Below are 13,988 nucleotides of genomic sequence, written 5' to 3' on the forward strand. Positions count from 1 at the left end.
TGCTGGACATTTCCGGACAGGAGATTCGCGCTCGCGCCGCTCATGTCAGCGCCTCCAGCCGGGCCCGCGCCACGGCCGCGAAGCGCGCCTGCTCGGCCTCGTCCGCGATGTCGTCGAACAGGCCCGCGATGAACGCTTCCAACAGCAGGGCCTTCGCTCCCGCCGGATCGAGCCCGCGCGACGCCATGTAGAACAGCGCGGCCTCATCGAGCTGGCCGATGCTCGCGCCATGCGCGCATTTCACATCGTCGGCGAAGATTTCGAGTTCCGGCCGGGCATGGGCACTGGCGCCACGATCCAGCAGCATCGCCTTGAAGCTCTGCGACGCATCCGTCTTCTGCGCGTCGCGCGCGACGCGGATCTGCCCGAGATAATTGGTCGTCGCCCGGCCGGCCGCGATGGCGCGCACGGTCTGCGCGCTGGTCGCCTCCGGCTCGGCATGGTTGAGCGTCGTCACCAGCTCGATGGTCTGCGTGCCGCCGCCGATGAGCGCGGCCTTGAGTTCGAAATGGGCATGGCGGGCGAGCGTCACGTCGAATGTGACGCGGCCCAGCGCGCCGCCGCTGTTCAGCAAGTGCACGGCCAGCGTGCCGCCCGCGCCGATCTCGACGACATGGTCAAGGATCACGCTCTCGCCCTCGGCGGCGTCCTGCAGCAGCGCGAGCGTGCGCATTTCCCCTGGGGCGACGACGATCCGCTCCGGCGCGGCGCCCGGCCAAGCCCGCGCGGCCGCATCGATGTCGCTGTAGCGCCAGGCTTCGTCGCGGCGGGTGGGGAGGGACAGGGCGGTCATGCGACGCCTTTCCGCTTCTGCTTGCGAACGGCGGCCTGATAGCGCTTCAGCAGCTTGGGCCGTTCCGCCGCCACGCAGTCGGCCAACGCGGCCTGATTGGTCGCGCCCTTGCGCACGCATGTTCTCGTCACCTTGCACACCGCCGCATCGACGTTCGGAAAGCCGGTCGTATCGCTCAGCACGCAATGATCGCGTCCCTTCGCATCCCGCGTGACAGCAACCGTGATGCTGTTGAGCCTGCGCCCCAGCACGAGGATGTCCTCCCCGGTCTGCGGCTCGGCGGTAGCGGCCGGCTGGGCCGTTGCCGCCCAGGGCAGGGCCAGGCCGACAAGGAAGACGAGTGCCCGGCTCACGCTGCGATCACCTCCGCATAGCCTTCCTTCTCCAGCGCCAGCGCCAGTTCCGGCCCGCCGGACTTCACGATCCGGCCGGCAGCGAGGACATGCACGAAGTCCGGCTTCACATAATCGAGCAGCCGCTGATAATGGGTGATGAGCAGCACGGCCTTGCCCGGCGCGCGCATGATCGCGTTGATGCCCGCGCCGACGGTCTTGAGCGCATCGATGTCGAGGCCGCTGTCCGTCTCGTCGAGGATCGCGAGCTTCGGGTCGAGAATGCCCATCTGCACCATTTCCGCGCGCTTCTTCTCACCGCCGGAAAAACCGACATTCACGGGCCGCTTGAGCATCTCCATGTCCATGCCGAGGAGCGCCGCCTTCTCGCGCGCCAGCCGCAGGAAGTCGGCGGCGGAGAGCGGTGCCTCGCCCCGTGCCGTGCGCTGGCTGTTCAGCGCCTCGCGCAGGAACTGGACATTGGAAACGCCGGGAATTTCGACCGGATACTGGAAGCCGAGGAACAGCCCCGCAGCGGCGCGCTCGTGCGGCGCCATCTCCAGCAGGTCCGCACCCTCGAAGTGCACTGCGCCTTGCGTCGCCTCATAGCCGGGGCGGCCGCCGAGCGTGTAGGCCAGCGTGGACTTGCCAGCCCCGTTGGGACCCATGATGGCATGGATCTCCCCGGCATTGATAGCGAGCGACAGGCCCTTGAGGATCGGCTTGCCGTCGATTTCGGTGTGGAGATCGTCGATCCGGAGCATCAGGCCGCCCCTTCCTTCTCATGCGCGCGAATGAGCGTGCGCGCGGTCCAGAAAGCCATGTCGCGCACGTCGCCCGGCGCGGGGAACAGCGTGTCGATATGCCGCTTGATCGGCATATAGGGCCACCAGTCGGCGTCCGGCTCCGGCGCGCCCTTCTCCAGAAGGCTCACGACAAATTCGCTCACCGGCCCCATCCGGGCGAGGTTGGGCGCCTTCGCCTTATGAAAGGCCTTGTCGGTGCGAAGCCGCTCGGTGAAAGCCGCGTCACCCTTGGCCAGCGCGTCCCGGCACTCGGCCTGATAGGCATCGAGGTCGCCGAAGTCCTTGACGGCGCGCGGCTGAAGCTCGCCCTCCTCCAGCTCATAATCCTCGGTCAGGATGCGGATCGCGGCCGTCCATGACTGGCCATTGCCGACATCCTCCGCGAAATCGGCGAGGGCATCCTGGATATCGTCTTCGTCGCTCAATTTTCAGTCCTTCAAACGTCTTTGCCCGGGCACGCCTTCGCTGGCGTGAGGCCCTCTTCTCGATTGAAACATCCTGCGTCACCCCGGACTTGATCCGGGGTCCAGCTGCCCGCGCCGCCGCGCCAGAACAAGCGGGATGCCGGATCCAGTCCGGCATGACGTTGGGAGAAACCGCAGGAAATCACCCCACCGATCCTTCGAGGCTGATCCCCAAAAGCTTCTGCGCTTCCACCGCGAACTCCATCGGCAGCTGCTGGAGCACTTCCTTGGCGAAGCCGTTGACGATGAGGCTCACCGCCGCTTCCTGGTCGAGCCCGCGCTGCATGGCGTAGAAAAGCTGGTCGTCGCTGATCTTGCTCGTCGTCGCTTCATGCTCGACCACGGCGCTGGGGTTCTTCACCTCGATATAGGGCACGGTGTGGGCGCCGCACCGGTCGCCCAGCAGCAGCGAATCGCACTGGGTGAAGTTGCGCGCGCCATCGGCATTGGCGGCCATGCGGACGAGACCACGATAGGTGCCGTTGGAGCGGCCGGCGCTGATCCCCTTCGACACAATCGTCGAGCGGGTATTTTTACCGTTATGGATCATTTTCGTGCCCGTATCCGCCTGCTGGCGATTGTTGGTCACGGCCACGGAATAGAACTCGCCGACGCTGTTCTCGCCGTTCAGCACGCAGCTGGGATATTTCCAGGTGATGGCGCTGCCGGTTTCCACCTGCGTCCAGCTCACCTTGCTGTTGCGCCCCTGGCAAAGCGCGCGCTTGGTGACGAAATTGTAGATGCCGCCGCGCCCTTCCGCATCGCCCGGATACCAGTTCTGCACGGTGCTGTACTTGATCTCGGCATCGTCCAGCGCGACCAGCTCGACCACAGCGGCATGGAGCTGGTTCTCGTCGCGCTGGGGCGCGGTGCAGCCTTCCAGATAGGAGACGTAGCTGCCCTTGTCCGCGACGATCAGCGTGCGCTCGAACTGGCCGGTATTCTCCGCATTGATGCGGAAATAGGTGGAGAGCTCCATCGGGCAGCGCACGCCCTCGGGAATGTAGACGAACGTCCCGTCCGAGAAGACGGCGCAGTTCAGCGCGGCGAAGTAATTGTCCTGCATGGGCACGACCTTGCCGAGCCACTTGCGAACCAGATCGGGAAATTCGCGGATCGCCTCGCTGATCGAGCGGAAGATCACGCCCGCCTCTTCCAGCTCCTTGCGGAAAGTGGTGGCGACGGAGACGCTGTCGAACACCGCATCGACCGCGACCCTGCGCGAGCCCGCCACATTGGCGAGCACTTTCTGCTCCTCAAGAGGAATGCCGAGCTTCTCGTAGGTACGACGAATCTCGGGATCCAGCTCATCCAGGCTCGCCAGCTCCGCCTTCTTGCGGGGCGCGGCATAATAATAGGCGTCCTGATAGTCGATCGGCGGGACATTGAGCTTGGCCCAGTCCGGCGGAACCATCGTCAGCCAATGGCGATAGGCCTTGAGCCGCCAGTCCAGCATCCATTCCGGTTCATTCTTCTTGTCCGAAATGAACCGGACCGTATCTTCAGACAGCCCCTTTGGCGCGAAGTCCTGTTCGATGTCGGATACGAAGCCCCACTCATAGTCGCTCACCTTGCGGGCGGCGGCGAGAGCCTCGGCATTCTTGACCTGCGCACTCATTGAACCGTCTCCATCGCGGGATCTTCGGCGATCGGCTGCTGCGCGGGAATCGCGATCAGCTGAGCCAGAGTCACCTGGGTGAGCGCCCCGCGCACCAGCGCGTTGACGCCTTGCCAATGCGGGCGAATCGCGCAGGGGCGATCCAGCGCGCAGCAGTCCGAGCCCTCGGCATCCAGGCAGGCGGTGAGCGCGATCGGGCCGTCCACCGCCTCTATGATGTCCGCCAGCGTGATCGCCGCGGCCGGCCGGGCGAGCTTGATGCCGCCACCGCTGCCGCGCGTTGCACGGATCAGCCCAGCGCGGCCGAGCAGGCTCGCAAGCTTCTGCCCCGTCGGCACGGGAATGCCCGCCTCCTGCGCAAGGCTCGCGGCATTGGCCCGCGCGCCACCGCAATGGGTGGCGGCCGCGCGCATCATCAACACGGCATAATCGGCGAGGCTGGACAGGCGCATTTGCGAACGTTTCTCAAATCGGACTAATTCACTCTGATTGGCACATGGGACTGTCGCGGCGCTAAATCAACCCGAAATTGCGCGCCCCGCCTCGCCTTCGCCCCGGCGTGACCGCAGGGACACGGCGAGCGAGGCGCGGAAGGGCCTGCCCCGTTGTTTGCTCCTGCCGGCCCCGTCAGCTTTTCGATTTGCCGGCGCCTGGCGATCAGTCCCGCAGCGAACTATCCGGGGATTGCCCGCGTCATCCAGCGAGCACGATCGCCATAGGTCGCAACCTTGGCCGCGAGGCCGGGTGAAACCGCGTCTTCGACGAAGCCAAGCGCGCGCCAGTAATCCGCTGCCCCTTCAACCGCGATCAGTTCCGCGCTGCGGATGCCGTCCCGCGCGGCCAGTTCGAATACCCGCATGACGAGGCTCCGGCCCACGCCGAGGCCGCGCCCCGATGACGACACTGCAAGATCGTGAATGAACAGCACCTCGCGCGGCCCACCATCGGCAAGAACCGCGCCCACTGGCGGCGGCGACTCGCCGCGCCAGCCATGCGCAAGGAGATAGCCGAGGATAGCCTGTTCGCGCGGGCCTTCGCGCAGGGCAGCGAGGCAATATGAATCTGCGAGGGTGAGCCGGCTGAGGAAAGGCGCCGCCTCCTCGATCAGGAAAGCGGGATAAGATTCGGACTGGATCGCGAGCGCGGAAGGCAGGTCCCGAGGCCTGAGCGTTTCGATCGAGAAGGCGGGTGTCTCACGGGACATGACGACTTATCGCAGGGGCCTGCCCTAGCTGATCCGACTCAACCGGGCGATCTCGCCCTTGATATCCGCGCGGTTCATCGAGAGGCGGATGACGATGCTGGCGCGCTCCCGCAGCTCGGTCGGCGTCAGGCCAGTGAAATGCTTGATCTCGCGGATGAAATGAGACTGGTCGTAAAAGACATCGCCACCCACTTCGCTCCAGTCCAGCTCTTCGCGCGCCAACGCCTGAGCGCAGCGCAGCGCGCGATATTTGCGCGCCAGATATTTGGGCGGCGCGCCGTAAAGCCGGTTGCACCAGCGCGCGATCTGCCGCGCGGAGAGGCCCGTGGCATCCTGCAGGGCGTCCACCCGTGGGGACTGCTCCGCGGCGAGCCAGCGATCGGTCTCCTCGATGAACCGCCGCTCGCCACTTGAAACCGGATGGAGCTGGCCGCGGATGAAGGTCCAGAAGGCCTCCGCCGCCTTGTTCGGATCCTCGATGGACCGCAGGACCAGCAGCATGTCGCGCCAGACCGGGCCGAATCGCACCGTGAGATCGGAGGCATCGTCGGCCGCCCCGTCCGCATCGCCGGCGCGCAGGGCCGCCCAGCCGAGCGGCAGGACCGTGACGCCGACGACCTGCATGGGCCCCATCACATCGAAATGCGTTGCCATGCTGGTCGGCCCGAGCAGGCAGCATTCCGGCGTCTCCACCGTGCGGCCATCACTGAACAGATAATTGCCGGTTCCGGCGAGCATGAAGCGAATCTGCGCGAAGTCCGCCCGCGTATGGTCGGCCACGCGCGGCTGGTCCGCCGTGAACAGATACATGGCACCGAAATGGCTCGCCAGATCGGCCGGAGGAACGAAGTAGCTGAGCGCGACCATGTTGGCCGCATCCGCGACGGAGAATCTGTGACGCATGCGCGACCCTGACCACTCCTAGAGAAAGATGACGGTCGAACCCTCAGCGCGGCAGGTTCGGAACTCCGGAAAGGCGGCAGGAGTATGGCTAACGCATGCCCCCCAATCAGGAAATGCGACTTTCGCATGAATCCGAGGTCAAGAAAACGAAAAAAGCGGTTCAGCCGGCAAAAGCCGGCCGAACCGCCGAAGTGCAAGGTCTCTAAGCCGGACGACTGAGAGCCCTTCGGGTCGCAAGATTTGCTTAACCTGATTCGCGGACGCAGGATTGGACGGAATCGTCATGCGCACGCTCGGTGCGACGACCGGCGGAAAAACCCCCTCCTGGACGACATCCGCACGCCTTTGACGACGGCAGCAGCCACTGGCATAGCCACGCGATGTATCGACTGCTCCGCCCCCTGCTTTTCTCCTTCGAAGCGGAAAAGGCGCATCGCCTCGCGATCGCCGCGCTCAAACTGCCGCTGCCGGCCGCACCGCCGCCCGATCCGATCCTGCGCCAGCGGCTGTTCGGTCTCGATTTCGCGAGCCCCGTGGGCCTCGCCGCCGGCTTCGACAAGGATGGCGAGATCGCGCATCGCATGGATCGGCTGGGCTTCGGCTTTGCGGAGCTGGGAACGCTCACGCCGCTGCCGCAGCCCGGCAATCCGCGCCCGCGCCTGTTCCGGCTGGAAGCGGACCGGGCCGTCATCAATCGCATGGGCTTCAACAATGGCGGTCAGGCCGCCGCCTGCGCGCGCCTCGCAGGGCACCGGGTACCCGCCGGCTTCGTGCTTGGCGTCAACATCGGCGCCAACAAGGATTCGGCGGACCGGATCGCCGACTATGAAGCCGGCGTGCGCGCCATGGCGCCGCATGCCGCCTATCTGACGGTCAACATCTCCTCGCCGAACACGCCGGGCCTGCGCGCGCTGCAGGACCGCGGTGCGCTGGACGCGCTGCTTGGCCGCGTGATGGCCGCGCGCGCCGGCGATGGGCCACCCATCCTCCTCAAGGTCGCGCCCGATCTCGAGCCGGCGGATATCGACGACATTGCCGAACTGAGCCTTCATCACCGGATCGACGGGCTCATCATCAGCAACACGACCATCAGCCGGCCGCCGCTGCGCTCCCGTCATGCCGGCGAAGCGGGCGGCCTCTCGGGGGCGCCGCTGCACGATCTCGCGCTCCAGCGGCTGCGCGATTTCCGCCGGCGGCTGGGCGACCGCCTGCCGCTGGTCGGCGCGGGCGGCATCGGCGACGCGGATCAGGCCTATGCCCGCATCCGCGCCGGGGCGAGCCTCGTCCAGCTCTACTCGGCGCTGCTCTATGAGGGCCCCTGGCTTCCCGCACGCATCGGCCGCGGGCTCGCTGCGCGTCTCCGGCGGGACGGCTTTGCGTCCGTCGCGGACGCGGTAGGCGTCGACGCCGACTGACGGCGGCACGGTACGGAGCCCCCATCGCCCGGTTGATCCCGCTCGGCCCCGCCGATAAGGAGAGGCGCGCGTCCCCGCGCTCCAGCTCCCCTGCCAGGAAGGGATTCCCGTTTGTCCGAACCCATTCTCGATGTCGTCGCGATCGGCAATGCCATCGTCGACGTGATTGCCGCCGCCGATGACGCCTTCATTGCCGAACATGCGCTCACCAAGGGCGGCATGCAGCTCATCGACGCGGAAACCGCCGACAGCCTTTACAGCGACATGGGCGCGGGACGGGAGATTTCGGGCGGTTCGGCAGCGAACACGCTGGCCGGTCTGGCAGCGCTTGGCGCCAAGTGCGGCTTCATCGGCCAGGTGTTCGACGACCAGCTCGGCACGATCTTCGCGCATGACATCCGTACGCTCGGCATCCGGTTCGAGACGGCCATGGCCAAGGACGGCCCGCCCACGGCGCGCTGCCTCATCCTGGTGACGCCGGACGCGCAGCGCACCATGAACACCTTCCTTGGCGCTTCCCAGTTCCTGCCCGCCGCGGCACTGGACCTCGACATGATCCGTTCCGCGCGGATCCTCTATCTCGAGGGCTATCTCTGGGACCCCGAGCAGCCTCGCGCCGCGATGCGCAGCGCCATCGCCGCGGCCCGCGAGGCGAGGCGGGAAGTCGCCTTCACCCTGTCGGATGCCTTCGTGATCGAGCGCCATCGCGACGACTTCCTTGCCCTCATCGATGAAGGGATGATCGACATTCTCTTCGCCAACGAGACGGAGATCCGCTCGCTCGCGCAGACCGAGGATTTCGAGGCGGCGGTCGCGCGCTTTGCCGACAAGCTGCCCACGCTGGTGGTTACCCGCAGCGAGAAGGGCGCCATCGCGATCCGCGACGGCGTGCGCCATCAGGTCGCGGCGTCACCCGTCGAGCGGGTGATCGACACCACCGGCGCGGGCGATCTCTTCGCTGCCGGTTTCCTCGCCGGCCATGTGCACGGGAAGGCGCCGGCGGACTGCCTCGCGCTCGGCGCCCTCGCCGCGGCCGAGGTCATCTCGCATTACGGCGCCCGGCCGGAAGCGAACCTTAAGGAACTGGCGGGCAGTCTGCTCGCCTGAACGCCTGCGCGAGCAGCCAGCAACGGATCGCGCTCGCCAGATTGGGGGGCTCGGTCCGCGCGATGCGCTCGGCATCGATCCGTGCGACGAGCGCGCTCAGCGGCAGGGCTTCCGCCCGGGCGCGCTCTTCCAGTGCATGCCAGAAGAGCGGCTCCAGGCTGATCGACGTGGTATGGCCGGCGATGGTCATGCTGCGCTTGACCGGGCCTGCGAAGACCGGCGGCGCCTCATCCATCGTCGCCTCCGCGCCCGTCAATACATGTGCTGGCCGCCGTTGATCGACATGGTCGATCCGGTGACGAAGCCCGCATCCTCGCTGCACAGGAACGCGACGCCCCGCGCGATCTCCTCGGCATGGCCGAGACGGCCGACCGGGATGCGCGCGACGATCTTCTCCAGCACCGCCTGCGGCACGGCCGCCACCATGTCGGTATCGATATAGCCGGGCGCGATCGCGTTCACGGTCACGCCGGCGCGCGCGCCTTCCTGCGCCAGTGCCTTGGTGAAGCCGTGGATGCCCGACTTCGCCGCGGCATAGTTCACCTGGCCATATTGGCCGGCCTGGCCATTGATGGAGCCGATGTTGACGATCCGGCCCCAGCCGCGCTCGCGCATGCCGGGGAAGACCGCCTTGGCCATGTTGAAGCAGCCGCCCAGATTGATGCGGATGACTTCGTTCCACTCCTCGAAGCTCATCTTGAGCATCACATTGTCGCGCGTGATGCCGGCATTGTTGACCAGCACGTCGATGGGGCCGAGATCCTCCGCCACCTGCGCGCAACCCTCGAGACAGGCCTCATGATCGCCGACGTCCCATTTGTAGGATGCGATTCCCGTGGCGTCGGTGAAGGCCTTCGCCCGCTCCTCATTGCCGGCATAGTTGGCCGCCACCTTGTAGCCCATGTCCCGCAGGGCGAGGCTGATCGCCTCCCCGATGCCGCGCGTGCCGCCGGTCACGATTGCCACTCTGCTCATACGCATCCTCTCCTGATCTCAATCCGACATGTCAGCCATCCTGGCGCGGCAACCCCTCCGTCCAGCCCGCCAGTTCACGACCCAGCAGCGCCTGGTAGAATCGAATAGCGTCCGCGTCCGCGTTTAGACAGGGCAAAAAGGCGAAATTCCGGCCGCCCGAACCCAGAAAGCTCTCCTTTCCGCGCAGCGCGACTTCTTCCAGCGTCTCCACGCAGTCTGCCGAGAAGCCCGGCGTGAGCACCGCGAGCGACGTCACGCCTTTTCCCGGTAGTGCTTCCAGCACTTTGTCGGTGGCGGGCTCCAGCCATTTCGCGCGCCCGAACCGCGATTGAAACGACACCAGCACTTCCCGGCCCAGCGCCTCGCCCAGCAGCCTCGCGGTCTTCAGGCACTGGCAATGATAGGGATCGCCCAGCTCCAGCGTGCGCTGCGGCATGCCGTGGAAGCTTGCGAGGATGCGATCGGGCACGAAGGGCAGCGCGGCGATCTGCCGCTCCGTGCGCGCCCGCAGGACCTCGATATAGCCGGGATCGTCATGATAGGCGGGGAGCATGCGGATCGCGGGCTGCCAGCGCATGCCGGCCAGCGCGCGGCCGACCTCGTCCATCACCGTCGCCGTCGTCGCCGCGCAATATTGCGGATAGAGCGGCGCGACGAGGATGCGATCGTGGCCGCTGTCCTTGAGCGCCGCGAGCCGTGCCGCGATGCCGGGGGAGCCATAGCGCATCGCCCAGTCGACGGTCACGGCATCGCCCCAGGCCGCCTGCAGCCGGTGCGCGGCATCCCGGCTATGGACGGCGAGCGGGGACCCATCCGCCATCCAGACCTGGCGATAGGCGTGGGATGATTTTTTCGGCCGGGTGTTGAGGATGATGCCGCGCAGGATCGGCTGCCACAGCAATTGCGGGATCTCGACCACCCGGGGATCGGACAGGAATTCGCGCAGATAGCGCTTCACCGCGCCCGGCCCCGGATCGTCCGGCGTGCCGAGATTGACGAGCAGCACGGCGATCTTGCCGAACGCGACCGGCGCATGGCCGGCGGGCATCGCGCCGCTCATGCCGCCCGCTCCACAAGCGGCAGCCGGCGGTAGCGCTTGCCGGTGAGCGTCGAGAGCGCGCTCGCGAGCGCAGGCGCGAGCGCCGGCACGCCGATTTCGCCGACGCCGGTCGGTGCGGCGGCACTGTCCAGAAATTCCACGGTGATTTCCCCCACATCCGTCAGGCGCGGCAAGCCATAGTCGCCGAGCCGCATGCCCTCCGGGAGCGAGCGGCGATAGCGCGGCGCGGCGCCGAGCGCCATGGCCAGGCCGAAGATCAGCCCGCCTTCGATCTGCTGCCGCGCGATGTCCGGATTGACCAGCCGGCCGCAGTCCGCGACGGCCACGATGCGCTTCATCGCCACCCTGCCTTGCTCCAGCGCGGTCTCGACGAGCACGGCGATGGCGCCCCCGCGCATCATGTGGCAGGCGATGCCCTGTCCGCTGCCGGCGACCCCGCCCTGCCAGCCGCCCAGCGTTGCCACCGTGGTGAGGCATTGCGCGAGGCGGGGCTGCCCGCCCAGCATCTGGATCCGGAAGGACAGGGGTTCGACTCCCGCAATGACCGCGAGTTCGTCGATGAAGCTCTCGGTGAAGAAGGCACCATAGCTGTCCGCATTGCCCCGCCAGCGCCCGGTCGGCAGGCCGATGTCGGCGGGATAATGGTCCACGGCGAAATGGGGGATGCCATAAGGCACGTCCATGCCCGAGACAGCCAGCGCGTCCGCCTCGCCGGCCGTCGCGGCCAGCGCTTGCCCGCGCGCCTCGCCATGGCCGATGCGGCGCCAGAGCTGGGCCAGCGTGGCGGGCGCGGCGACCTTGGCCGACCAGCCTTCCACCAGCCCGCCAGGGCCGAGCTTCGCGGCCATGCGCGCCCGCGCCGGCGGCCGGGGGCAATCGCGGATGATGTCCTCCGAGCGGGACCACATGAGCTGCACCGGCACTTTCGCCGCGCGCGCGATCAGCGCGGCCTGCACGCCCGCCTCCACTTCCATCTTGATGCCGAACGAGCCACCCGCGAACAGGGGATAGACCGTGACGGTGCTTTCCTTCACGTCCAGCGCGCGCGCCACGGCCCGCCGCGCGGGGACAGGCGCCTGCGTCGGCATCCAGATCTCGACATCGTCCGGCCGCACGCGCGCCGTCGCGGCCATCGGTTCCAGCGCGAGGTGGAGGGCGGGCGCGACGTCATAATCAGCGCGCACGATGCGCGCGCCCTCGAACACGGGGCCAAGCTCGCCCCGGCGGAAATAACGGGCGCCGTCGCTGCCGTCGAAGGCCGCGTCCAGCGCCGCGCTGATCGACGCCTCGTCCACCTCCGGCCCATCGAGCACGAAGACGGGGTCCAGCCGGTCCAGCGCCTGGTTGGCCGCCCACCAGTTACGCGCCGTCACCGCGACCCAGCCCTGCTCGCGCACGATGCCGATCATGCCCGGCACCTTACGCGCGGCCGCTTCATTGATCGAGTCGAGCCGCGCGGCATTGACCGGCCCCTGGCGGATCGCGGCATAGATCATGTCCGGCAACCGGATGTCGGCCGCATAGTTGGCCGAGCCGTCGATCTTGGACGGCACGTCGAGCCTTGGCAGCGGCGCGCCGAGCAGCGCTTCGTCGCGTCGCTCGGGGCGATAGGGCAGCACGGCCGGCAGATCGAAGGCGGCGGCTTCCCTCGCCAGCTCGCCGATGCGGGCTCGGCGCGTGCCGTCCGTCACGATCCCGCCCTGGATGTCACAGCTTTCCCAGCCGACGGCCCAGCGCTCGGCGGCGGCCATGCAGAGCAGCACGCGCGCCGCTGCGCCAGCCTGCCGCAGATCGTCCGCGAAAGCGGGGACCGAGGTCGATCCGCCTGTCAGCATCAGCGTCGACCGCAGGGCATATTCGTCGATGGCCTTTTCGCCCCATTGCCCGAAGGCCTGCCGCACGGGCCCGTCGAACCATTCGCGCGCGAGCAGCCGGTTGGCATAAAGCGGCCCGGGCGGCGCCGGCTGGACGGCAACCGTGCGCCAGTCCGCTCCCAGCTCGTCGGCGACCATTTGTGCGAAGAGCGTGAACACGCCCTGCCCCAGCTCGGCCTGGGGGACCATCACGATGACTTGCCCGTTGCCGTCGATCTTGAGGAACGCGCCGAAGGCGGTCTCGCCCTCCACGACATCGGCCTGCTGCTCGTAACGGCGCGGCCAGATTGCCCATGCCAGCGCCAGGCCGCCGCCGGCCGCGGCCCCGGTCAGCAAGGCGCGGCGGCTGAGGCGCGGGAGCCTCGCCGCCTTGCCCGCCCGCCGATCGCCGGTCTCAGCCAATCGGTGCCCCCGTGCGCTGCGCGTCCAGCCAGTGCGCCACGCGCTCGGCAATGGCGCGGAACGGCGCGCCGACCGGATCGTCGCCGGCCGCTGGCGGTTGACCCTCATCGGAGGCACGGCGCAGTGCGATGTCCAGCGGAACCCGGCCAAGGAAAGCCAGGCCCATCGCCGCCGCTTCCGCCTCGGCCCCGCCGGAGCCGAAGGGATCGGACACTTCCCCGCAATGCGGACAGACATAGCCCGCCATGTTCTCGACCATGCCGATGACCGGCACCTTGGCCTGATCGAAGAAACTGATCGCGCGCGCGGCATCGATGAGCGCGAGGTCCTGCGGCGTCGAGACGATGACGGCGCCTGCCGGCTTGTAGCGCTGGATCATGGTGAGCTGCACGTCGCCGGTGCCGGGCGGCAGATCGACGATCAGCAGTTCGGTGCCACGCCAGTCGGCATCGATGAGCTGGCCCAGCGCATTGCCGGCCATCGGGCCGCGCCACGCGATCGCCTGGCCGGGCTTGGCGAGATGGCCCATGGAAAGCATCGGAATGCCCTGCGCGTTCGGCACGGGGATAAGCCGCTTACCTTCCGCTTCCGGCCTTTGTCCCTCGCTTGCAAGCAGTCGCGGCAGCGACGGGCCGTAAATGTCCGCGTCGACCATGCCGACCCGCTTGCCCAGCCGCTTGAGCGCCACGGCGAGATTGACCGCCAGCGTCGACTTGCCCACGCCGCCCTTGCCGGAGCCAACCGCGACGATCACCGGCGCGGCCGATCGCTCCGCCGTCATGGCGATCCGCACGTCCGTGATGCCCGGATGGTCCCGGCCGGCCTGCGTGACCTTTTCCGCCAGCGCGTCACGCCCGGCCGGATCGAGACCGCCGACATCCAGAACGAGGCTCAGCACGCCGTCGCGCAGGCGCAGCCCGCTGGCGCGCCCCTGCGCGGTCATGTCCATCCGCTCGGCCAGCGCCGCGTCGATCGCCTGTCCGGCGTCCCTCGATCCATCACTCATGCGGGCGCTCTTAAGCGCAAGTGGCGCCG

Annotated in this window: 15 protein-coding genes; 2 read left to right on the plus strand and 13 right to left on the minus strand. The window is 67.8% G+C overall.

Features of this window, described 5'->3' with window-relative positions; translation table 11 throughout:
- Positions 1-40: 40 nt before the first annotated feature.
- From HNP60_RS19315 to HNP60_RS19350, 8 genes are all read right to left on the minus strand, one after another.
- Positions 41-793, minus strand: a complete 753-nt coding sequence (locus HNP60_RS19315; RefSeq protein ID WP_184156650.1) for a SufD family Fe-S cluster assembly protein — start codon at positions 791-793, stop codon at positions 41-43.
- Positions 790-1,146 (minus strand): hypothetical protein, encoded by a 357-nt coding sequence (locus tag HNP60_RS19320; protein ID WP_184156652.1) that lies wholly within the window; start codon positions 1,144-1,146, stop codon positions 790-792. The genes HNP60_RS19315 and HNP60_RS19320 overlap by 4 nt, the downstream gene beginning before the upstream one ends.
- Positions 1,143-1,889, minus strand: a complete 747-nt coding sequence (gene sufC / locus HNP60_RS19325) for a Fe-S cluster assembly ATPase SufC (protein ID WP_184156654.1) — start codon at positions 1,887-1,889, stop codon at positions 1,143-1,145. Before sufC ends, HNP60_RS19320 begins: the two co-directional genes overlap by 4 nt.
- Positions 1,889-2,356: a hypothetical protein gene (locus tag HNP60_RS19330; RefSeq protein WP_014078177.1), complete on the minus strand. Its 468-nt coding sequence runs from the start codon at positions 2,354-2,356 to the stop codon at positions 1,889-1,891. The genes sufC and HNP60_RS19330 overlap by 1 nt, the downstream gene beginning before the upstream one ends.
- Positions 2,357-2,537: 181 nt before the next feature.
- Positions 2,538-4,013: a Fe-S cluster assembly protein SufB gene (sufB, locus tag HNP60_RS19335; RefSeq protein ID WP_184051999.1), complete on the minus strand. Its 1,476-nt coding sequence runs from the start codon at positions 4,011-4,013 to the stop codon at positions 2,538-2,540.
- On the minus strand, positions 4,010-4,465 hold the full coding sequence (locus tag HNP60_RS19340) for an RrF2 family transcriptional regulator (protein WP_184156656.1): 456 nt from the start codon (positions 4,463-4,465) through the stop codon (positions 4,010-4,012). Before HNP60_RS19340 ends, sufB begins: the two co-directional genes overlap by 4 nt.
- Before the next feature lie 221 nt (positions 4,466-4,686).
- Entirely contained in the window at positions 4,687-5,217 is a 531-nt protein-coding gene (locus HNP60_RS19345) for a GNAT family N-acetyltransferase (RefSeq protein ID WP_184156658.1), read from the minus strand.
- A 24-nt stretch (positions 5,218-5,241) separates the two neighbouring features.
- Complete coding sequence (locus HNP60_RS19350) at positions 5,242-6,120, minus strand: helix-turn-helix domain-containing protein (protein ID WP_184156660.1); 879 nt, start codon at positions 6,118-6,120, stop codon at positions 5,242-5,244.
- Between the two features lie 380 nt (positions 6,121-6,500).
- Here HNP60_RS19350 and HNP60_RS19355 point away from each other — a divergent pair, with 380 nt between their 5' ends.
- Positions 6,501-7,535 (plus strand): quinone-dependent dihydroorotate dehydrogenase, encoded by a 1,035-nt coding sequence (locus tag HNP60_RS19355; protein ID WP_184156662.1) that lies wholly within the window; start codon positions 6,501-6,503, stop codon positions 7,533-7,535.
- A 111-nt stretch (positions 7,536-7,646) separates the two neighbouring features.
- Positions 7,647-8,642, plus strand: coding sequence for an adenosine kinase (locus HNP60_RS19360; protein WP_184156665.1), 996 nt, complete (start codon positions 7,647-7,649; stop codon positions 8,640-8,642).
- On the opposite strand, the gene HNP60_RS19365 is transcribed toward HNP60_RS19360, so the two are convergent.
- The 5 genes from HNP60_RS19365 to HNP60_RS19385 are packed head-to-tail and all read right to left on the minus strand — an operon-like array spanning position 8,611 to position 13,902.
- Positions 8,611-8,877: a ribbon-helix-helix domain-containing protein gene (locus tag HNP60_RS19365; RefSeq protein ID WP_014078184.1), complete on the minus strand. Its 267-nt coding sequence runs from the start codon at positions 8,875-8,877 to the stop codon at positions 8,611-8,613. The genes HNP60_RS19360 and HNP60_RS19365 overlap by 32 nt on opposite strands.
- A 17-nt stretch (positions 8,878-8,894) precedes the next feature.
- Complete coding sequence (gene phbB / locus HNP60_RS19370) at positions 8,895-9,617, minus strand: acetoacetyl-CoA reductase (RefSeq protein WP_014078185.1); 723 nt, start codon at positions 9,615-9,617, stop codon at positions 8,895-8,897.
- A 31-nt stretch (positions 9,618-9,648) separates the two neighbouring features.
- Complete coding sequence (gene hemH / locus HNP60_RS19375; RefSeq protein ID WP_184156667.1) at positions 9,649-10,677, minus strand: ferrochelatase; 1,029 nt, start codon at positions 10,675-10,677, stop codon at positions 9,649-9,651.
- Positions 10,674-12,953 carry a xanthine dehydrogenase family protein molybdopterin-binding subunit gene (locus HNP60_RS19380; RefSeq protein ID WP_184156669.1) on the minus strand — a complete coding sequence of 760 codons (2,280 nt, stop codon included), beginning with the start codon at positions 12,951-12,953 and terminating at the stop codon, positions 10,674-10,676. The genes hemH and HNP60_RS19380 overlap by 4 nt, the downstream gene beginning before the upstream one ends.
- Positions 12,946-13,902, minus strand: coding sequence for an Mrp/NBP35 family ATP-binding protein (locus tag HNP60_RS19385; protein ID WP_184157200.1), 957 nt, complete (start codon positions 13,900-13,902; stop codon positions 12,946-12,948). Before HNP60_RS19385 ends, HNP60_RS19380 begins: the two co-directional genes overlap by 8 nt.
- Positions 13,903-13,988 lie beyond the last annotated feature (86 nt).

The sequence above is a fragment of the Sphingobium lignivorans genome (assembly GCF_014203955.1).
GTDB classification, from domain to species: domain Bacteria; phylum Pseudomonadota; class Alphaproteobacteria; order Sphingomonadales; family Sphingomonadaceae; genus Sphingobium; species Sphingobium lignivorans.